We start from the raw sequence: 19,933 nt of genomic DNA on the forward strand, positions 1-19,933 counted from the left end.
AGGCACCGCTTCGGCGGTGCCTTTTTCATGGCGCGGGCGTGCCGTCGCCCACTTCGTCGTCGAACAGCAGGAATTGCCCGTGGCGCTCGGCCGTGTCCTCGTCGATGCGCACGCCGACGCCCAGCAGCCGAACCGGCTGCGCGCGCCGCAGCAACCCCTTCGCGAGCAGCGTGACGGCCGTCTCGGCGTTGGTCGCATCGGCCACGCACTCGACCGTCGTGCGCTGGAAATCGGCGAAGCGGATCTTCACGTACAGCTTGCGGATCGACCGCACGGCGCCCGCGCGCTCGATCCGCGCGTCGAGTTGCACGACGAGGCGGCGGATTTCGTCCGCGCATCGCTCGAGCGTCGTCAGGTCGGTCACGTAGGTCGTCTCGACGCTGACCGACTTGCGCTCCTGGTCGGCCTGCACCGGCCGCTCGTCGATCCCGCGCGACAGCTGGTACAACCGCCGCCCGAACGCGCCGAACTCGCGGTGCAGGTCGATCAGCGGCCAGTCGCGCAACTGCGCGCAGGTCTGGATGCCGAGCCGGTCGAGCCGCGTGGCCGTCACCTTGCCGACGCCGTGCAGCTTGCGCACCGGCAGCGCCGCGACGAACGCATCGATCTCGTGCGGCCGCACGACGAACAGCCCGTCGGGCTTGTTCCAGTCGGACGCGATCTTCGCGATGAACTTGTTCGGCGCAACGCCCGCCGACACGGTTACGCCGACCGTCTCGCGCACCCGCTCGCGGATCTCGCGCGCAATCAGCGTCGCACTGCCCTGGCAACGTTCGGACCCGCTGACGTCGAGATAGGCTTCGTCGAGCGACAGCGGCTCGACGTCCGGCGTGTAGTCGCGATAGATCGCCATGATCTGCCGCGACGCCGCGCGATACTTGTCCATCGCGGACGGCAGGATCAGCAGGTCCGGACACTTGCGCATCGCCAGCGCCGACGACATCGCCGAATGCACGCCGTAGCGCCGCGCCTCGTAGTTGCAGGTCGCAATCACGCCGCGCTGGTCGGGACGGCCACCGACCGCGAGCGGCCGGTTGCGCAGCGACGGGTCGTCGCGCATCTCGACCGACGCGTAGAAGCAGTCGCAGTCGCAATGAATGATCTTGCGCATGCGCGGCGGCGCGTCGCCGGGCGGCGGCGCGTGCGGATCGGCAGGCGGAATGGTGGTCGGGCTCACGGTGCCGATACTGTACAAAAACACAGTGCCGGTTTCAACTGCCGCGTGCGGCCGAAGCCGGCCGCCCGTAGCCGGCCACGCGCAACCGGCTGCGCCGTACCGGCCCGGTTCGCGCGGATCGTACCGGCCGGGCACGGGCAGCGACACCTATACTCGTCTGCCGCGAGACACGAAACGCAAAGGTGACGGATGAAGACGATCGGACTGATCGGCGGCATGAGCTGGGAATCGTCGGCCGAGTACTACCGGATGATCAACCGGCACTCGAAGGCATTGCACGGCGGGCATCACAACGCGAAGAGCGTGCTGGTCACGGTCGACTTCGCCGACATCGAAGCGCTGCAACGCACGCACGACTGGGCCGCGCTCGGCGAGCGGATGGCCGACGCCGCGCGGCAACTCGAAGCAGCGGGCGCCGACCTCGTCGTCCTGACGACCAATACGATGCATCGGGTGCACGACGCGATCGAGACCGCGGTGACGCTGCCGTTCCTGCACATCGCCGATCCGACCGGCAGCGCGCTGCGCGCCGCGGGCATCGAGCGCGTCGCGCTGCTCGGCACGCGCTACACGATGGAGTTGCCGTTCTACGCGGCGCGGCTGCGCGAGAAGTTCGGGCTCGACGTGCTGGTGCCGGACGAACCCGGGCGCGACGACGTGCACCGGATCATCTACGACGAGCTGTGCCACGGCGTCATCTCGGCGCAATCGCGCGCGACGTACGTGTCGATCATCGACGCACTGGCCACGCGCGGCGCACAGGCGGTGATCCTCGGCTGCACGGAAATCACGCTGCTGATCGGTGCGGACGACTCGCCGCTGCCGGTATTCGATACGACCGCGCTGCATGCGAAAGCGGCCGTCGAGTGGGCGGCGCGCTGAACGACACACGCCGTCGCGTACCGACGCGCGTCGCCGAATGGCATCGCCGCATTGTTTCGTGCGCCGGGATTCACTCTCCCGACGTACGCGTCGCGGCTCGCCCGACGCCCTGCTCTCGCCCGTCACACGGGCCGGTACGAACGGCCCGCGCATCACGCGCCCCGGTTCACACGGACGCGTCGACACGACGGCTTATCCCTTGGTAATAAAGTGACTGCAAATTGGTACGCGAGCAGCGCCACCGCAATCGACGCTGCTCGTCGCGGTCTCTTTTCCACCAACGGGAAACAGGAACATGAAAAGACTCAGCACCGTATTCGGCGCGCTGCTCGCCGTGTCGGCCACGCTCAACGCGCATGCCGACCCGAATATCGCCGCATCGGCCGCCACGACGCCCAGCGACGGCTTCGATCGCATGACGTGGGACATCACGCCTGAAGTCGTGCCGACCGAGGTCAACGCCAGCTACTACTGGGCCAACCAGTTGTCGTCGCAACATGGCGGGCACGCGATGTACACCGGCATCCAGCCGCGCACCCGCGGCACCAACGTAGTGATCTTCAGCGCGTTCGGCACCGGCACGGCGCCGCTGTCGGCGAATTGCCGCGGCGGCGCCGACGGCGGTTCCGGCACGTCGTGCTCGATCGCCTACCCGTGGAAAACCGGCCGTGCGTATCGGCTGCAGGTCACCGTGACGCAGGCCAATCGCAGCGACGGGCGCTCGACCGTCGACGGCTTCATCACGGACGTCGCCACCGGCGCCACGACGCCGACCGGCAGCATCGCGGTGCCGGCGGACTGGGGCGGCCTGTCGAGTTCGGCTTATCTGTTCGACGAATACTTTCCGTTCAATGCTGCGTCGAAGGACCCGATGCAGCGGCCATGCGTGCCGTACGCGCGCTACATGACGTCACTGCCGCATTTCTACCTGAAGGATGTGGACTACCCGACGACCGAGCGGTCGATCCGGCTGAATACGGGGAAGGACAAGTGCGCGGTGCTGTCGGGCACGCCGAACGCGCGGGCCACGCTGGTCAACACGACGACCTATCAGCTCGAGAACGGCTTCCTGCCCGGGAGCCCGGGCGCGCCGAAATAACAGGCGGACGCGGAAAACAAAAAACCCGGCACGGAGCCGGGTTTTTCGTGGACGAAGTGCGCATCGGTCAATTGCGCCGCACATCGTCTGGTGTGCTTGGTTGCGGGGACAGGATTTGAACCTGTGACCTTCGGGTTATGAGCCCGACGAGCTGCCAGACTGCTCCACCCCGCGTCAGAGAAATAAATTATAGGGTGAGGAAGTACTCACGTCAATACTTTTGTCACAATTTCCGGTTCTGCTGCCCGAGCGGCGATGCGTGACACATGCGCGAGCCTGCATGACCTTGTGCGTTCGCACCCCATGCTCGCGGTAAGATGGCGGCCTTCGCATTCACGCCGCACGCACCCTCCCGTTCATGAAAATCGCAACCTGGAACGTCAATTCGCTCAACGTCCGCAAACAGCACGTGCTCGACTGGCTCGCGCAAAGCGGCACCGACGTACTGTGCCTGCAGGAGCTGAAGCTGCCGGACGAGAAATTCCCGCGCGCCGATCTCGAGGCGGCCGGCTACCGCAGCTGGTTCACGGGCCAGAAGACCTACAACGGTGTCGCGATCCTCGTGCGCGACACGCTCGTCGTCGACGAATCGGACGTCGTGCGCAACATCCCCGGCTTCGACGATCCGCAGCAGCGCGTGATCGCCGCGACGGTCGACGGCGTGCGCATCGTGTCCGCCTACTTCCCGAACGGCCAGGCGCTCGACTCCGACAAGTTCGTCTACAAGATGCAGTGGCTCGACGCGCTGCAGGCGTGGCTGCGCACCGAGTTGCAACGCTACCCGAAGCTCGCGCTGCTCGGCGACTACAACATCGCGCCGGAAGACCGCGACGTGCACGATCCGGCGAAATGGGAAGGCCAGAACCTCGTGTCGCCGCAGGAGCGCGCGCACTTCGCGCAGCTGATCGAACTCGGCTTCGTCGATGCGTTCCGCCGCTTCGAGCAGCCCGAGAAAACCTTCACGTGGTGGGACTACCGGATGATGGCATTCCGCCGCAACGCGGGACTGCGCATCGACCACATCCTGCTGTCGCCGGAACTCGCGGCGACCTGCGCGTCGTGCGAAGTCGATCGCACGCCGCGCACGTGGGAACAGCCGTCCGACCACACGCCCGTCGTCGCGATCGTCGGCTGATCTTCCGGCCCGCGCGCGATCAGCGCCGCGCGGGCGCCGGCCCGAGATGGGCCCACAGGAAGCCGAATTCGGCCGCATCGGCTTCCGCGCGTTCGAGATCGTCCGCGCTGCCGTGGCCGCCGTCGGTGTTCTCCCAGTACCACACCCGTTCGTGACCGAGCGCCTGCATGCGCGCCGCCATCTTGCGCGCATGCGCGGGATGCACGCGGTCGTCGCGGGTCGACGTCGTCAGCAACAACGGCGGATACACGACCCCTTCGCGCACCCGGTGATACGGCGAATACGCGGCCAGCGCCGCGCCTTCGCGCGGATCGTCCGGGTCGCCGTATTCGTCGAGCCATGCGGCGCCCGCGTGCAGCTTCGGATAGCGCTGCATGTCCAGCAGCGGCACGCGGCACAGCACCGCGCCGAACAGCTCCGGCCGCTGCATCATGCACGCGGCGACCAGCAGCCCGCCGTTGCTGCCGCCCTCGATCCCGAGCTGGGCGGCACTCGTCACGCCGGTCGCGGCCAGATCCTCGGCGACCGCGATGAAATCGTCGAACGAACGCTGACGATGTTCACGCTGCGCGTCGGTGTGCCAGCGCGGCCCGAATTCGCCGCCGCCGCGGATGTGCGCGAACGCCATCACGCCGCCGCGTTCGAGCCATCCGATGCCGAACGCATCGCTGTAGCCCGGCAGGTTCGGGATCGCAAAACCGCCATAGCCCGACAGCAGGCATGGCCGGGCGACGCGCGCCCCGCCCGGCGGTGCGTCGAGCGCATCGCGCGGCCCGATCAGCGTGTACGGCACCACCGTGCCGTCCCGCGAACGCGCGCTCGCGCGGCGGACGACCAGCCCGGCCGCGTCGAACTGCACCGGCGGCCGGTCGAGCAGCACGCGGCGCGACGGCGCATCGTCCGCGCGATCGGCCAGATCGGCCAGCCAGCATTCGGGCGGATCGAGGTAGGTGTCGACGTCGACGTACACCTCGTCGTTCAGCGTCGACTCGACGGGCTCGACGTCGATCTGCGCATCGCCCGGCCAGTCGAACGGCCGCGCATCCCACGTCCACGACCCGTCGTCGGCCTGCCGCGGCTGCCACAGCATCGTACGGTTGTGCACGTCGTCGAGCCAGCTCGCGATCAGCGTCGTGCGCGTGTGCGTCCACGTACAGGCGGACGTGGTCGGCCGCGGTGCGAACAGCGTCGTGAATTCGCGCGCGCCGGCGAGGAACGCCTGCTCGCGAATCGCCAGCAGCGAGCCGCCCGCGTGGCGCACACCGTTGCAATCCCAGTCGAGGCGAGGCTCCAGCACGAGCCAGCCTTCCCAGAACCCGACCTCGACATGCGTCGGCACGTCGTAGCGCGCCCATTCGCCCGCATCGGTCAGCCGGTACGCGTGCGCGTCGAAGAAATCGACGCTGCGCCACGCAACGTGGCGGCGGTCGATCGGGTCGTACCATGCACCCGCGCTGATGTCGTCCGGCTCGCCGCTGAACACGACGGGCGCGTCGGCGAGCGCCGTGCCGCGCACCCAGCGCCGCGCTTCATACGGATAACCGGCTGCAGTCGCATGCGCTTCGCCGCGATCCCAGCTCACGTACACGGTGTCGCGGTCGATCCAGCCGACCGTATGATGGCCCGGCGCGTCGATCGTGAAGCCGCCGTCCACGAACCGGCGCTCGACGAGATCGAATTCGCGCACGACGACCGCATCGGCGCCGCCCGGCGACAGCGACAGCAGCACGCGATCGCCGTCCGGATACAGGATCGCCTCCTGCTCGAACACCCACGACTCGCCCTCTTCGGCGCCGAGCGCGTCGACGTCGAGCAGCGTCTCCCACGCAGGTTGGCCGGCACGCCAGTCGGCCCAGCGCGTGCGGCGCCACAGTCCCTTCGGATGAAGATCGTCCTGCCACAGGTCGTACGCCCAGTCGCGCCAGCGGGTCGGAATCACCGGGCGTTCACGCGGCAGATACGCTTTCGCGAGACGCGCGGTCAGCGCGCGATAGGCATCGTCGTCGCGCAGCGCGGCGCGCGTACGCGCATTCTGCTCGTCGACCCACGTGCGGGCGCGCTTGCTGTCGAGCGCTTCGAGGAAACGGAACGGGTCGGCCCCGGCGGGCCAGCGGAAGGATTCGGACATGGAGGATCGGCGGAATGGCAAGCTGCATGCAAACCGCGATTATGTCCGATCGCGGCAGGCGCGGGCCCGCGCCTGCCGCGAATCGTGCTCAGGGCTCCAGATGGAGCTCCTGGATCTTGCGCGTGATCGTGTTGCGGCCGATGCCGAGCCGCTCCGCGGCCTCGACCTTGCGGCCGCGCGTGAAGTCGAGCGCCTCGCGAATCACGGCCGCCTCGAAGCGGCGCGCGAGTTCGTCCATCACGTCGGCCGAGTTCTCGCGCAACAGCCGCGCGACTTCGGTGCGCAGCCCGTGCTCCCACAACGGGTAGCCGGCCGGCACGCTGCCGTTCGGCGCGCTCGCGGCGGGCGCGGCGGCCAGCGGCGTCGCGCCGATCGCGGCAGGCACCGCTGCAACATGGCCGCCGCTGCCGTGCGCGTCCGCACCGTCGCCCGTCGCGACGACGGGCGCCACGGGCGCGCCGGCCGGCACGAGGTCGGGCGGCAGATCCTTGATCTCGACCGTCTGCGCGGGCGCCATCACGGTCAGCCAGTTCGCGAGGTTCTCGAGCTGCCGCACGTTGCCGGGAAACGGCAGCGACGTCAGGTACGCGAGCGCGTCGTCGGACACGCGCTTCGGCTCGACGCCGAGATCGCGCGCGCTCTTCTGCAGGAAGTGGCGCGTGAGCAGCGCGATGTCCTCGCTGCGTTCGCGCAGCGGCGGCAAGCGCAGCCGGATCACGTTGAGCCGGTGGTAAAGGTCCTCGCGGAACAACCCCTGCCGCACGCGCGACTCGAGATTCTGGTGTGTCGCGGCGATCACGCGCACGTTCGCGCGCAGCGGGTTGTGCCCGCCGACGCGATAGAACTGCCCGTCCGACAGCACACGCAACAGGCGCGTCTGCAGGTCGAACGGCATGTCGCCGATTTCGTCGAGGAACAGCGTGCCGTTCTCGGCCTGCTCGAAGCGGCCCTGCCGCGTCGTCTGCGCGCCGGTGAACGCGCCGCGCTCATGGCCGAACAGTTCGGATTCGAGCAGATCCTTCGGAATCGCCGCCGTGTTCAGCGCGATGAACGGGCCGTTCGCGCGCGGGCTGTGACGGTGCAGCGCCCGGGCGACCAGCTCCTTGCCGGTGCCCGATTCGCCGGTGATCAGCACGGTCGCGGCCGAATGCGACAGGCGGCCGATCGCGCGGAACATGTCCTGCATCGCGGGCGCCTGGCCGAGCATCTCGGGCGCCTCGGCCACGCGCTCGTCCTGCGGCGCGCCGCCGCGCAGGCTTTCTTCCACCGCGCGGCGAATCAGCTCGACCGCCTTGTCGACGTCGAACGGCTTCGCGAGGTATTCGAACGCGCCGCCCTGGAACGCCGCGACGGCGCTGTCGAGATCGGAGAACGCCGTCATGATGATGACGGGCAGGCCCGGCAGCCGCTCGTGCATCGCCTGCAGCAACTCGAGGCCCGAGCCGCCCGGCATCCGGATGTCGGACACGAGCACCTGCGGCGTCTCGTGGTCGAGCGCGGCCAGCGCATCGCGCACGTTCGCGAAGCTCTTCGTCGCGAAGCTGTCCCGGGCGAGTGCCTTTTCAAGCACCCAGCGGATCGATTGGTCGTCGTCTACTATCCAGATCGGCTTCATAGGTCGGTCAGATATGGGTGAATCGCAATGTCGCCGCTCAATGGTCGAGCGGCAGCAGGATCTGAAATTCGGTACGTCCGGGCCGGCTTTCGACCTCGATCATCCCGTCGTGCTGCTGTACGAACGTCTGCGCGAGCGTGAGGCCGAGGCCGCTGCCGTCTTCGCGTCCGGACACGAGCGGGTAGAAGATCCGGTCGCGGATCTCTTCCGGAATGCCGGGCCCGTTGTCGATCACGTGCAAGTCCAGTGCCAGCCGGTACAGGCGCTTGGCGATCGTCACCTTGCGCGCGATGCGCGTGCGCAGCTCGATCTTCGCGTCGCCCTGCGCGATCCGTTCGCGCAGCGCCTGCGCGGCGTTGCGCACGATGTTGAGCAGCGCCTGGATCAACTGCTCCTTGTCGCCGCGCAGGTCCGGCACGCTCACGTCGTAGTCGCGCTCGATCGTGAGCCCGCGCGGGAACTCCGCGAGCATCACCGCGCGCACGCGTTCGCACACTTCATGAATGTTCACGTCGCCGACGATGTGCGGATGCCGGTGCGGCTCCAGCAACCGGTCGACGAGCGTCTGCAGGCGGTCGGACTCCTTGATGATCACCTGCGTGTATTCGCGCAACTCGCCGCGCTCGCGCTCGCCCAGCTCGAATTCGAGCAGTTGGGCTGCGCCGCGAATGCCGCCGAGCGGGTTCTTGATCTCGTGCGCGAGGTTGCGGATCAGTTGCTTGTTGACCGCGGTCAGGTCGTGGATGCGCTCTTCCCGATCGGTGCGCGACTGCCGTTCGTTCTCGAACAGCTCGACGAGCACGAAATCGGGCGCGTTCTCGAGGAAGCCGACGATCGCATGCACGTGCAGCGGTTCGCGGCCGGGCCGGTCGAGCACGGTATCGAGATGCGTCGCGTGAAAGCGTTCCTCGCCGATCGCGGTGATCGTCGAGGCCAGCTCGTTCGCGTTCGGAAAAATCTCGCCCCACGGCCGCTGCGCGAGCTGCCGCCGCGAGATGTCGAGCATCGCCTCCGCGGACGGGTTCGCGAACGCGATCCGCAGCGTCTTGCGGTCGAGCACGATCACGACCGTCGGCAGCGCTTCGAGCCCCGCCAGCAGACCCGAGCGCGAGAGCCGCTCGTCGTCCGTCAGTCGTTCGGGCTGCCCCGTTTTCGCCTTGATCAGATTCTTCAGAACCATCTGCGTGCTTGTCGCGCCTCAACGGGCCAGAAAATGAAAATCGTCGGAACAAAAAAGGGACGGCTGGACGCCGTCCCCTTTCAGACTCCGCCGCTCCCGCCGCAAGCCGCGCGGCGGGAACGAACCGGCATGACGGCGCTGAATCGAAGCGCCATCGCCGATTAGAGCGAGTAGTACATCTCGAACTCGATCGGGTGCGTCGTCATGCGGAACTTCGCCAGCTCCTGCTCCTTCAGCGCGAGGTATGCGTCGAGCATGCTGTCCGTGAACACGCCGCCACGGGTCAGGAACTCGCGATCCTTGTCGAGTGCTTCGAGCGCCTGGTCGAGGCCCGCGCACACGGTCGGGATCTTTGCATCTTCTTCCGGCGGCAGGTCGTACAGGTTCTTGTCCGCTGCTTCGCCCGGATGGATCTTGTTCTGGATCCCGTCGAGGCCGGCCATCATCAGCGCCGAGAACAACAGGTACGGGTTCGCCATCGGATCCGGGAAGCGCGTTTCGATGCGGCGGCCCTTCGGGTTCGACACGTGCGGAATGCGGATCGATGCCGAACGGTTGCGCGCCGAGTAGGCGAGCTTGACCGGCGCTTCGAAGTGCGGGACCAGACGCTTGTACGAGTTCGTCGTCGGGTTCGTGATCGCGTTCAGCGCGCGAGCGTGCTTGATGATGCCGCCGATGTAGAACAGCGCCAGTTCCGACAGGCCGGCGTAGCCGTTGCCCGCGAACAGGTTCTGGCCGTCCTTCCAGATCGACTGGTGAACGTGCATGCCCGAACCGTTGTCGCCGACGACCGGCTTCGGCATGAACGTCGCCGTCTTGCCGTACGAGTGCGCGACGTTGTGGATGATGTACTTCGACCACTGCGTCCAGTCGGCGCGCTCGACCAGCGTCGAGAACTTCGTGCCGATTTCGTTCTGCCCCTGGCCCGCCACTTCGTGGTGGTGCACTTCGACCGGGATGCCGAGCTGTTCGAGCAGCAGGCACATTTCCGAACGCATGTCCTGGAACGTGTCGACCGGTGCGACCGGGAAGTAGCCGCCCTTCGTGCCCGGACGGTGGCCCGTGTTGCCGCCTTCGAATTCCTTGCCGGCCGACCACGGTGCTTCTTCCGAGTTGATCTTCACGAAGCAGCCCGACATGTCCGTGTTCCACTGGACCGAGTCGAAAATGAAGAATTCCGGTTCCGGACCGAAGTAGGCCGTGTCGCCGATGCCCGTGCTCTTCAGGTACGCTTCCGCGCGCTTCGCGAGCGAACGCGGATCGCGCTCGTAGCCCTTGCCGTCGGCCGGCTCGACCACGTCGCAGGTCAGCACGAGGGTCGACTCTTCATAGAACGGGTCGATGAAGGCAGCGTTCGGGTCCGGCATGAGCAGCATGTCCGACGCCTCGATGCCCTTCCAGCCCGCGATCGACGAACCGTCGAATGCATGGCCGCTTTCGAACTTGTCTTCGTCAAACGCCGAAACCGGCACCGACACGTGCTGTTCCTTGCCGCGCGTATCCGTGAAGCGGAAATCGACAAACTTGACGTCCTCGTCCTTCACGAGCTGCATGACGTCGGCGACGGTTTTACTCATAACCTCTTCTCCTGATTGAACAATTCCGGCGGACTGGGAACCGCCTCGTTTATCGAGCTGACCGGGGTCTTGCTTTTGGCGCAGCGCGCCCCGATTCGACCGAATTCTATATAGCAGCTTCCGTGCCAACCATCGCAAAACCGACGCGGATCGCGCCGTCCCGCGCCGCAGCGGGGCTCGCCTGCGCAATTGCAGGGCTCGGGGCCGCACCGACGCCGACGACATCGCACCGCATTGGTGCAATCGGCGAGATGCGGCGGCGCGTCCGAATCATTCTGGTGCATGCGCGCCATTCTGCACTCTTTTGGTGAACCCGTGGCCCGCGCGTGCGCCGCAGGCCGCGCGGACGTCCGTGCCGTGCCGCCGCGCTAGAATGATCGTTTGACCGATACGGAGACTCCCTGCCATGAGTACGCTCGACCAGCTTTACGCGAAGGCCGACGAACGCCGCGCACAAGGCGCGCTCAACTACGCCGGCGCGCTGCTGCCGGTCGAGGCATTCGAACTGCTGCAGCTCGACCCGTCGGCGCGCCTCGTCGACGTGCGCACGCGCGCCGAGCTGGACTGGATCGGCCGCCCGCTCGTCGGCGACGGCCAGTACCTGCACGTCGAATGGACGCGCTACCCGGGCGGCGTGCCGAATGCCGAATTCGTCAACGAACTGAAGGCGGCCCTCCCGGCCGCCGATACGCCGATCCTGTTCCTGTGCCGCAGCGCCGCGCGCTCGAAGCTCGCTGCGGTCGCGTCCGCGCAGGCCGGCTACACGAAGGCGTTCGACCTGCTCGAAGGCTTCGAGGGCGCGAAGGACGCCGAAGGCCACCGCAAGACGGTCGACGGCTGGTGCTTCTGCAAACTGCCGTGGATCGGCGCCTGAGCGCGCGCCGCACCCGCCGGTTGCGACAGCCTCATCGTCGAGCCGGGCGATGACATGCCGATGACGGGCCGCGTTGCGCGGCCCGTTGCTTTTGGCATTGCCGCGTTGCAGGCCGCTCAGGGGCGCGACGTGTCGGGCTCGACGACGTCGCCGCCGAGCAGATGCACGCCTTCGCGCAGCTTCACGAACGCGGCCGCGACCGCTTCCGGCTCGCCCTTCACGCCGAGATCGATGTGTCGGCGCGCGTAGATGCCGCCGCGCTCCGCGTCGCCCACGCTCGGCAGGCTGAACACGCGCACGCCCGGGAAATCGCGCTCGATCTTCTCCATCAGCGGCGTGAGTGTCGATTCCGGCAGTTCGAACACGTACAGCGAGCGCTCCGCATGCGGCGTCGCGTGATGCAGATGCGCGTACTTCGTATCGAGCACCCATTCGATCATCGGCCACGCCATCACCGGGAAGCCCGGCACGAAATGGAGATCGCCGACCGAGAAGCCGGGAATCCGGTTGTAGCCGTTCGGGATGATCGTCGCGCCCGCCGGGAACACGCCCATGTTGAAGCGATGCTGGTTCTCCGGCGACTCGAAGTCGACCGGCGTGGCCGGATCGGTGTGCGTTTCGCGAATCCGCTCCGAAATCAGCTCCTTCGCTTCCGGATGCAGCGCGAGCGGCACGCCGAGCGCGGCGGCCGCGCACTGGCGCGTATGGTCGTCCGGCGTCGCGCCGATGCCGCCCGTCGAGAACACGATGTCGCCCGACGCGATCGCGCGCGCGAGCGTCGCGGTGATGCGCGCCGGATCGTCGCCGACGTATTCCGCCCAGTCGAGCGCGAGGCCGCGCGCGCCGAGCAACTCGATGACCTTCGCCAGATGCTTGTCCTGCCGGCGGCCCGAAAGGATTTCGTCGCCGATGATGATGATGCCGATGCTCATGCCTGCCCCATGTCGATTGCGGTGGCGCGCGCGCTGGCGCGCAGGTCTTCCAGCGCGCGCAGGCAGTAGTGCCCGAACCACAGCGCCGAGAAGACGAGGATGAAAGCGTAAACCCAGATCATGGCGGCCGCGACGAACGGAAACAGCACCATCATCCAGACCGACGAGACCCACACGAAGGTCGGCACGGTGCCGAGCAGCCCGGTCGCGACGCCGATGCCGATCAGCGGCCAGCGGTGCCGGCGCACCAGCGCGCGGCGCTCGTCGCGGCTCGCGTGCAGCGCGAGCGCGTCGTAGGTCATCACGCGGTACGTGAGCCAGCCCCAGATCACCGGCGGCAGCAGCGCGAAGAACGGCGGAATCAGCCACAGCGGGATCGTGACGACGAGCAGTACGACGCCGACGATCGCCGCGCCGAGCGAATTGACTACGCTGCCGAAGAAGGTGCCGCCCCGCTTCGCTTCGAGTGCCGCGAACTGGCGATTCGAAAGGTGCTTGATCACGACCGGCATCGAGATCGTCGCGATCAGCAGCAGCACGGTCAGCACGATCAGCGGGATCGCGAGCGACACGACCACGAACGGCGCGACGACCGCATGCAGCTGCGACATGCCGATCGCGTCGAACGCGCGATACAGCATGGCCGTCAGCACGAAGCCGTCGAGCGCGCCGCGCGCGAGGTCCAGCAGCGTCTGCCACGAGAACCACAGCACGGCGCCCCACAGCAGCGCGGAGACGACGAACGGCATCAGGGTGAGCCACAGCATGCGCGGGTGCAGCGCGCTGGCGAGCGCCCGGACGAAGGAACGCAGCAAGTCGTTCATGCGGACCTGTATCGATGGAGAAAAACGGGGAAAGGATAAACCACGCGGCCCGCATGCGCCAAAGCGCATGCGGGCCGCGTGGGAAAGTCGTTCAACGGGAGAACGGCCGGATCGGGTCAGGCCGACGCCGCGCCGCGCTTGGCGGGGAACAGGCGCCGGAAGATCCGCACGAACGCCAGGCCGTGCTGCGACCAGAAGCCGTCGCCATAGGACACGCCCTCGACCTGCTCGCGGATGCCGGTCGGCTCGACCGTGCGGTTCCACGACGCGGTGCCGAACATCATGTCCCACCACGGGAACAGCACGCCGAAGTTGCAGCCGTACTTGGTGCCTTCGTGGCCGTAGCCGACCGCATGGTGGCGGCGATGGAAGATCGGGCTGACGAGCAGGCGCTCGCCGATGCGGCCGTACGACAGCCGCGCATTCGTGTGCTGAATGCTCTGCAGGAAGTTCGTGACCGCGGTCAGCACGACGAACTGCGACGGCGTCACGCCGATCACGAGCGCGATCGCCGCGAAGAAGCACGACTGCAGTACGTCGTCGAGCAGGTGGTTGCGGTCGTCGCACCACAGCGACATCTGCCGCTGGCTGTGATGGACCGCGTGCAGCTCCCACCAGATACCGAACTTGTGCTGCCAGCGGTGATACCAGTAGCCGGCGAAATCGAGCACGACGAGGTAGATCGCGAACGCGACGATCGGTTGCGACGTCACGCCCGGCCACAGATAGTCGAGGTTGACGTTCGCGACGCCGTGCAGGCGCAGCCACGCCTGGAAGCTGTCGAACACCGGCTGCAGCGCGAAGAAGAAGAACAGCGTGTAGATGCCGAGCTTCGAGATCGCCGTGTAGATCACGTCGACCCGCACCGCGCGGCGGTTCTTCCAGCGCTCGACCGGCAGCAGCGCCTCGAGCGGGCGCAGCAGCGCGAACATCAGCACCATCTGCAGCGCGCCGATGATCACCCAGTACAGCGCGTCGTAGGTGTCCTCGTCATAGTCCATCAGGTTGAACTTGAAGAGGAGCGGCTGCACGACATCGACGTACAGCCAGGTCTGGATGTCCGACACGAACGCATCGATCAGGTGCAGCATCGTTCGCCTCCGCCCGTCACGCGCCGTTCGCGGCCTTCCACGGCGCGCGGTCGTAGAAGTAGATGCCGTGCGGCGAGCGGCCGACGGCGATCGTCTGCACCAGCTTGCGCGACGCCAGGTCGATGATCCCGACCTTCTTCGCGAAACGGAACGTCACCCACAGCGTCTTCTTGTCGGCGGACAGCTCCATGTCGTCCGGGCCCGGCAGCAGGCCGGTGATGTCGCCGACGTTGGTGAGCGTGTTCTCGTCGATGATGCTGATCGTGTTCGCGACGCGGTTGGTCACCGCGACGTGCGTGCCGTCGGCGAGCGAACGGAAGTTGTGCGCGCCCTTGCCCGTGTAGATCTGCTTGACGACCTTCTGGTTGCGCCAGTCGACGACCGCGACGTAATCCGCGCCGGTCATCCCGACGAGCAGGAACTTGTCGTCCGGCGTGAGCCACAGGCCGGCCGGCACCTTGCCGACCTTCATCTTCCATTTGACCGTCTGCGTAGGCAGGTCGATCGCCGCGATCTCGCCGGACACCTGCAGCGACACGAGCAGCGTCTTGCTGTCCTTCGTGAACGCGAGGTGGCTCGGCATCACCGCGAGCGGCACGCGCTTCACGAGCTTCAGGTCGCGGCCGTCGTAGCCGTAGATGTCGACGCGGTCGAGCCGCAGGCCGGCCGCCGCGAACCACTTGCGATCGGGCGAGAAGCCGAGCTGGTAGGGATCGTCGATCCCTTCGACGGTGCGCTGCAGCTTGCCCGTCTTCGGATCGAGGAACATCAGGCTGTTCGAGACCGAATTTGCAACGATCAGCGACGCATTGTCGGGCGTCGCCATCAAATGGTGCGGTTCCTTGCCGGTCGGCATCGTGGAAACGACTTCGCGGGTCTGCTGGTCGATCAGGGAAAGCGTCGCTTCGGCCGAGTTGAGAACGATCACGTTATTCGCGTGGGCGGCGGGCGCCAGTACGGCGGCGGCCAGCGCGAGCGTGCGGCCGAGGGAAAGGAAAGTGCGCATGAAGACTCACGTCGTGGAACAGCAGTCATTGTAGAACGTTCGGCGGGCCCCTCCGGTTGACCCATGCCGGTATTGCGCCGCTTCGCCGCACGCCCCGCCTGCCGGACGCGCCGCCGCGGCAGGCGCCGTGCGGCCGGCCGGGGCAGCCAGGGCCAGCCGCCGGGGCGGACGCGGTCAACCGATGCCGCGCTAGCGCTGCATCGACTCCCAGACCTTGTGCAGACGCTTGACAGAGACCGGCATCGGCGTGCGCAGTTCCTGCGCGAACAACGAAATCCGCAATTCCTCGAGCAGCCAGCGGAATTCCGCGAGCCGCGCATCGGCGACGCCGCCGCGCTGCGACACCGCGCGCTGGTACTGCTGGGCGAGCGGCAGCAGCTCGGCCGACTGCTTCCCGTCGCGTGCCGGATCGGCCTTCAGCTTGTCGATGCGCAGCGCGATGCCCTTCAGGTAGCGCGGGAAATGCGCAAGCTGCGCGTAAGGCGTGTCGATCACGAAGCGCTTGCCGACCAGCGCAGCCAGTTGCTGCTGCAGATCCGCATGCGCCTGCGCGAACGGCTTCGCCTGCGCGAGCTTCTTCACGAGCCCCGCGTATTCGGCCAGGATCTGCCCGACGAGCCGCGCGATTTCCTGCGCGAGCAGGTTCAGGCGGCTGCGGCCCTCGTCGCGGCGCGCGTGGAAGCTCGCGTCGTCGTCGGGCAGCGGATCCTGCAGGCACGCGCGGTCGAGCGCCGTGTCGATCAGCTGGTCGCGCAGTTCGTCCTGCGTGCCGAGCGACATGTACTGCATCGCCATCTCGCGCAGGCCCGGCAGATTCTTCTCTAGGAACTTGATCGGCTCCTTCAGCTGCAGCGCGAACAGCCGCCGCAAGCCGGCCCGGTGAATGCGCGCGGCCTCCTCCGGCGAATCGAACACCTCGACGTCGCAGTGCGTGCCGCGGTCGACGAGCGCCGGATAGCCGTACAGCGTCTGGCCGCGCCGGCGGATTTCCAGCAACTCGGGCAGCTTGCCGAAATTCCACGTCGTCAGGTTTTCGTACAGCGCGGTCGCGCCGGTTTCCGCCGGGACGGCCGTCTGCGGCGCGGCGCCCTTGCCGGCCTTCGCGCCGCGAGCGGCAACCGCGGGCGTGGCAGCCGACGCGGACGCGTGGCCGAGCGCGTGACCGGCGTCGGCGTCGCCGCCGGTCGCGATCGTCGACGCCGCCGCGATCTTCTGGAACTGCTGCTGCGCCTGCGCGCCCAGCTCCTGGCGCAGCTGCGCGAGATTGCGCCCCATCGCGAGCTGGCGGCCGTGCTCGTCGATCACCTTGAAGTTCATGAACAGGTGCGCGGGCAGCGTCTCGAGCTTGAAGTCGGCCGTTTTCATCGCGACCTGCGTTTCGCCGCGCACGTCGGCGATCAGCGCCTCGACGAGCCCGCCCGCACCGAAGCGCTCGCGGCCCATCCGCTCGACGAAGCCGGCCGCGTATTCGGGCAGCGGCACGCAGTGCCGGCGCAGCTTCTGCGGCAGCGACTTCAGCAGCAACTGGACCTTTTCCTTCAGCATCCCCGGCACGAGCCACTCGCAACGGCGCGCATCGACCTGGTTCAGCGCGAAGAGCGGCACCGCGAGCGTCACGCCGTCGCGCGGCGTGCCCGGCTCGAAGTGATAGGTGAGCGCCATTTCGACACCCGCCATCGTCGCGCGCTTCGGGAACAGGTCGGTCGTGACGCCGGCCGCCTCGTGACGCATCAGGTCGTCGCGCGACAGGTACAGCAGCCGCTGCTTGTCCTCCGCCTGGCCGCCCTTCTTCACCTCGTCGCGATACCAGCGCTCGAACGCGGCGCCCGTGTGGATGCCTTCCGGAATCGCATGGTCGTAGTACGCGTAGATCAGTTCGTCGTCGACCAGCACGTCCTGACGGCGCGACTTGTGCTCGAGCTGCTCGATGTCGGCGAGCAGCTTGCGGTTGTGCGCGAAGAACGGCAGCTTCGTGTCGAATTCGCCTTCGACCAGCGCGCCGCGGATGAACAGCTCGCGGGCGCGCGCCGGGTCCTGCTTGCCGAACGCGACGCGCCGCCGGTGGTAGATCGGCAGCCCGTACAGCGTCGCGCGCTCGAATGCGCTGACCTGCGCCGGACGCTTTTCCCAGTGCGGCTCCGACAGCGATTTCTTCAGCAGGTGCGCGCCGATCTTCTCGACCCACTCGGGCTCGATCTTCGCGAGGCAGCGCGCGTACAGCCGGCTCGTCTCGACGAGTTCGGCCGCCATCACCCAGCGGCCGGCCTTCTTCGCGAGCGCGGAGCCCGGCCACAGGTAGAACTTGATGCCGCGCGCGCCGAGGTAATGCGGATCGTCGTCGGCCTTCATCCCGAGGTTGCCGAGCAGGCCCGTCAACAGGGCCAGATGAATCTGCTCGTAGGTGGCCTCGACTTCGTTGAGCCGCCAGCCGTGCTCGCGCACGACCGTCAGCAGCTGCGAATGGACGTCGCGCCACTCGCGCAGCCGCAGGTGCGACAGGAAGTTCTGCCGGCATGCATCGATCAGCTGGCGATTCGATTTCTTGTGCGCGACGGCCTCTTCGAACCACGCCCAGATCTTCAGCCACTGCAGGAATTCGGAGCGCTCGTCGGCGAACCGGCGGTGCGCCTGGTCGGCCTGCTCCTGCGCTTCGATCGGGCGGTCGCGCGGGTCCTGCACGGACAGCGCGCTCGCGATGATCAGCACCTCGCGCAGCGACTGCTGGTCGCGCGCGGCGAGAATCATCCGGCCGACGCGCGGGTCGAGCGGCAGGCGCGCGAGCTCGCGGCCGAGCGGCGTCAGCGCGTTGTCGTCGTCGACCGCGCCGAGTTCGTTCAGCAGTTGATAACCGTCCGCGATCGCGCGGCCGGGCGGCGGCTCGAGGAACGGGAACGATTCGATCGCGGTCAGGTGCAGCGACTTCATCCGCAGGATCACCGACGCGAGCGACGAGCGCAGGATTTCCGGGTCGGTGAAGCGCGCGCGCGCCTGGTAGTCGCTTTCCTCGTACAAGCGGATGCAGACGCCGTCGGCCACGCGGCCGCAGCGGCCCGCGCGCTGGTTCGCGGCGGCCTGCGAGATCGACTCGACCTGCAGCTGCTCGACCTTGTTCCGGTACGAATAGCGCTTCACGCGCGCGAGGCCGGTATCGACCACGTAGCGGATGCCCGGCACCGTCAGCGAAGTTTCGGCCACGTTGGTCGCGAGCACGATGCGGCGCGCGTTCGACGCCTTGAACACCTTGTCCTGGTCGGCCGCCGAGAGCCGCGCGAACAGCGGCAGGATCTCGGTATGCGGCGGATGGTGCTTGCGCAGCGCCTCGGCCGCCTCGCGGATCTCGCGCTCGCCGGGCAGGAACACCAGCACGTCGCCGGGGCCTTCGCGGCACAGCTCGTCGACCGCGTCGACGATCGCGTCCATCAGGTCGCGCTCGGCTTCGCGCGCGGTCTTCACGCGGTCGCGGCCGCCCGTGCCTTCGGCGTTCTTCACGGCCGGGCGATCCTCGGCCACCGGGCGGTAGCGCATCTCGACCGGATACAGCCGCCCGCTCACCTCGATCACGGGCGCGGGGCGCGCGTCGGTGCCGAAATGGCGCGCGAAGCGGTCGGCGTCGATCGTCGCGGACGTGACGATCAGCTTCAGGTCCGGCCGCCTCGGCAGGATTTCCTTCAGGTAGCCGAGCAGGAAGTCGATGTTCAGGCTGCGCTCGTGCGCCTCGTCGATGATCAGCGTGTCGTACGCCTTCAGCAACGGGTCGGTCTGCGTCTCCGCGAGCAGGATGCCGTCCGTCATCAGCTTGACGGACGCGCCCGGCGCGAGATTGTCGGTAAAGCGCACCTTGTAGCCGACCACCTCGCCGAACGGCGTGCCGAGTTCTTCGGCTATGCGGCGGCCGGTCGACGAGGCGGCCAGGCGCCGCGGCTGCGTATGGCCGATCAGGCCCGTGCCGCCGGCGCCGAGGCCGCGGCCGAGATCGAGACAGATCTTCGGCAACTGGGTGGTCTTGCCCGAGCCGGTTTCGCCGCAGACGATCACGACCTGATGATCGGCGATCGCGCGCGCGATCTCGTCGCGCTTGCCCGAGACGGGCAGGCTTTCCGGGTACGTGATCGGCGGAACGGGATTCGGTGCGACCGGGGCGCGCGGCGGACGCTCGCGGCGCGGGGCGCGCTCGCCCGTTGCCTGCGGCGCGCCCTTCGCGGCCGGCTGGCGCGCGCCGCCGCGCCGTTCGTCGCCGCGCGGCCCGCGCGGTGCGGGTGCCGCCGTGCCCGCCGGCTTGTCCTGCTGCTGGCGGAGCGGCTGGCCCTGCTGCTGGCGCGCATCGGCCGCACCATCCGGGTGCTGCGCCGACGGCGTATTGGCCCGCGTCGGCGCGGGACTTTTAGAAACATTCGACATGGGGGCGCATTATAA

The 19,933-nt window shown here is 67.8% G+C and carries 14 protein-coding genes and 1 tRNA gene; 4 read left to right on the top strand and 11 right to left on the bottom strand.

Annotated elements, in window-relative coordinates:
• Positions 1-25: 25 nt before the first annotated feature.
• Positions 26-1,201: a DNA polymerase IV gene (gene dinB / locus H0X95_RS19900; RefSeq protein ID WP_059722828.1), complete on the bottom strand. Its 1,176-nt coding sequence runs from the start codon at positions 1,199-1,201 to the stop codon at positions 26-28.
• 165 nt (positions 1,202-1,366) lie between these two features.
• Here dinB and H0X95_RS19905 point away from each other — a divergent pair, with 165 nt between their 5' ends.
• Both H0X95_RS19905 and H0X95_RS19910 read left to right on the top strand, forming a co-directional pair.
• Complete coding sequence (locus H0X95_RS19905) at positions 1,367-2,059, top strand: aspartate/glutamate racemase family protein (RefSeq protein WP_059722830.1); 693 nt, start codon at positions 1,367-1,369, stop codon at positions 2,057-2,059.
• A 295-nt stretch (positions 2,060-2,354) separates the two neighbouring features.
• Entirely contained in the window at positions 2,355-3,158 is an 804-nt protein-coding gene (locus H0X95_RS19910) for a DUF3472 domain-containing protein (RefSeq protein ID WP_034201545.1), read from the top strand.
• A 97-nt stretch (positions 3,159-3,255) separates the two neighbouring features.
• Here H0X95_RS19910 and H0X95_RS19915 read toward each other — a convergent pair.
• Positions 3,256-3,332: transfer RNA gene (locus H0X95_RS19915), tRNA-Met, on the bottom strand.
• A gap of 184 nt (positions 3,333-3,516) precedes the next feature.
• Here H0X95_RS19915 and xth point away from each other — a divergent pair.
• Positions 3,517-4,293, top strand: a complete 777-nt coding sequence (gene xth / locus H0X95_RS19920; RefSeq protein WP_034201544.1) for an exodeoxyribonuclease III — start codon at positions 3,517-3,519, stop codon at positions 4,291-4,293.
• Positions 4,294-4,312: 19 nt separating this feature from the next.
• Here xth and H0X95_RS19925 read toward each other — a convergent pair whose 3' ends face one another.
• The 4 genes from H0X95_RS19925 to glnA form a co-directional block, all read right to left on the bottom strand.
• Positions 4,313-6,421 (bottom strand): prolyl oligopeptidase family serine peptidase, encoded by a 2,109-nt coding sequence (locus H0X95_RS19925; protein WP_059722832.1) that lies wholly within the window; start codon positions 6,419-6,421, stop codon positions 4,313-4,315.
• A gap of 88 nt (positions 6,422-6,509) precedes the next feature.
• Positions 6,510-8,036 (bottom strand): nitrogen regulation protein NR(I), encoded by a 1,527-nt coding sequence (gene ntrC / locus H0X95_RS19930; protein WP_012492714.1) that lies wholly within the window; start codon positions 8,034-8,036, stop codon positions 6,510-6,512.
• A gap of 37 nt (positions 8,037-8,073) precedes the next feature.
• A complete protein-coding gene (gene glnL, locus H0X95_RS19935) occupies positions 8,074-9,216 on the bottom strand; it encodes a nitrogen regulation protein NR(II) (protein ID WP_006482511.1) in 1,143 nt (380 codons plus the stop codon).
• Positions 9,217-9,377: 161 nt separating this feature from the next.
• Positions 9,378-10,793 carry a type I glutamate--ammonia ligase gene (gene glnA, locus H0X95_RS19940; protein ID WP_006482510.1) on the bottom strand — a complete coding sequence of 472 codons (1,416 nt, stop codon included), beginning with the start codon at positions 10,791-10,793 and terminating at the stop codon, positions 9,378-9,380.
• A gap of 406 nt (positions 10,794-11,199) precedes the next feature.
• Between glnA and H0X95_RS19945 the strand changes: the two genes are divergently transcribed.
• On the top strand, positions 11,200-11,667 hold the full coding sequence (locus H0X95_RS19945; RefSeq protein ID WP_058901616.1) for a rhodanese-like domain-containing protein: 468 nt from the start codon (positions 11,200-11,202) through the stop codon (positions 11,665-11,667).
• Between the two features lie 116 nt (positions 11,668-11,783).
• Here H0X95_RS19945 and H0X95_RS19950 read toward each other — a convergent pair whose 3' ends face one another.
• The 5 genes from H0X95_RS19950 to hrpA all read right to left on the bottom strand — a co-directional run bounded on the left by H0X95_RS19950 (position 11,784) and on the right by hrpA (position 19,918).
• Positions 11,784-12,599, bottom strand: a complete 816-nt coding sequence (locus H0X95_RS19950) for a competence/damage-inducible protein A (RefSeq protein ID WP_048984722.1) — start codon at positions 12,597-12,599, stop codon at positions 11,784-11,786.
• Complete coding sequence (locus H0X95_RS19955; RefSeq protein ID WP_006478362.1) at positions 12,596-13,423, bottom strand: EI24 domain-containing protein; 828 nt, start codon at positions 13,421-13,423, stop codon at positions 12,596-12,598. Before H0X95_RS19955 ends, H0X95_RS19950 begins: the two co-directional genes overlap by 4 nt.
• A gap of 116 nt (positions 13,424-13,539) precedes the next feature.
• Complete coding sequence (locus H0X95_RS19960; protein WP_006482516.1) at positions 13,540-14,514, bottom strand: sterol desaturase family protein; 975 nt, start codon at positions 14,512-14,514, stop codon at positions 13,540-13,542.
• Between the two features lie 16 nt (positions 14,515-14,530).
• Entirely contained in the window at positions 14,531-15,520 is a 990-nt protein-coding gene (locus H0X95_RS19965) for a YVTN family beta-propeller repeat protein (RefSeq protein ID WP_006482513.1), read from the bottom strand.
• Between the two features lie 189 nt (positions 15,521-15,709).
• A complete protein-coding gene (gene hrpA / locus H0X95_RS19970) occupies positions 15,710-19,918 on the bottom strand; it encodes an ATP-dependent RNA helicase HrpA (RefSeq protein WP_059722834.1) in 4,209 nt (1,402 codons plus the stop codon).
• Positions 19,919-19,933 lie beyond the last annotated feature (15 nt).

It is taken from the genome of Burkholderia sp. 9779_493 (assembly GCF_015712215.1).
GTDB classification, from domain to species: Bacteria; Pseudomonadota; Gammaproteobacteria; order Burkholderiales; family Burkholderiaceae; genus Burkholderia; species Burkholderia cenocepacia.

Coding starts and splice junctions, on each gene's coding strand:
- H0X95_RS19945 (WP_058901616.1), top strand. CDS start 11,200: ATGAGTACGCTCGACCAGCTTTACGCGAAGGCCGACGAACGCCGCGCA.
- H0X95_RS19905 (WP_059722830.1), top strand. CDS start 1,367: ATGAAGACGATCGGACTGATCGGCGGCATGAGCTGGGAATCGTCGGCC.
- H0X95_RS19910 (WP_034201545.1), top strand. CDS start 2,355: ATGAAAAGACTCAGCACCGTATTCGGCGCGCTGCTCGCCGTGTCGGCC.
- ntrC (WP_012492714.1), bottom strand. CDS start 8,036: ATGAAGCCGATCTGGATAGTAGACGACGACCAATCGATCCGCTGGGTG.
- glnL (WP_006482511.1), bottom strand. CDS start 9,216: ATGGTTCTGAAGAATCTGATCAAGGCGAAAACGGGGCAGCCCGAACGA.
- H0X95_RS19965 (WP_006482513.1), bottom strand. CDS start 15,520: ATGCGCACTTTCCTTTCCCTCGGCCGCACGCTCGCGCTGGCCGCCGCC.
- hrpA (WP_059722834.1), bottom strand. CDS start 19,918: ATGTCGAATGTTTCTAAAAGTCCCGCGCCGACGCGGGCCAATACGCCG.
- H0X95_RS19960 (WP_006482516.1), bottom strand. CDS start 14,514: ATGCTGCACCTGATCGATGCGTTCGTGTCGGACATCCAGACCTGGCTG.
- H0X95_RS19955 (WP_006478362.1), bottom strand. CDS start 13,423: ATGAACGACTTGCTGCGTTCCTTCGTCCGGGCGCTCGCCAGCGCGCTG.
- glnA (WP_006482510.1), bottom strand. CDS start 10,793: ATGAGTAAAACCGTCGCCGACGTCATGCAGCTCGTGAAGGACGAGGAC.
- H0X95_RS19925 (WP_059722832.1), bottom strand. CDS start 6,421: ATGTCCGAATCCTTCCGCTGGCCCGCCGGGGCCGACCCGTTCCGTTTC.
- xth (WP_034201544.1), top strand. CDS start 3,517: ATGAAAATCGCAACCTGGAACGTCAATTCGCTCAACGTCCGCAAACAG.
- H0X95_RS19950 (WP_048984722.1), bottom strand. CDS start 12,599: ATGAGCATCGGCATCATCATCATCGGCGACGAAATCCTTTCGGGCCGC.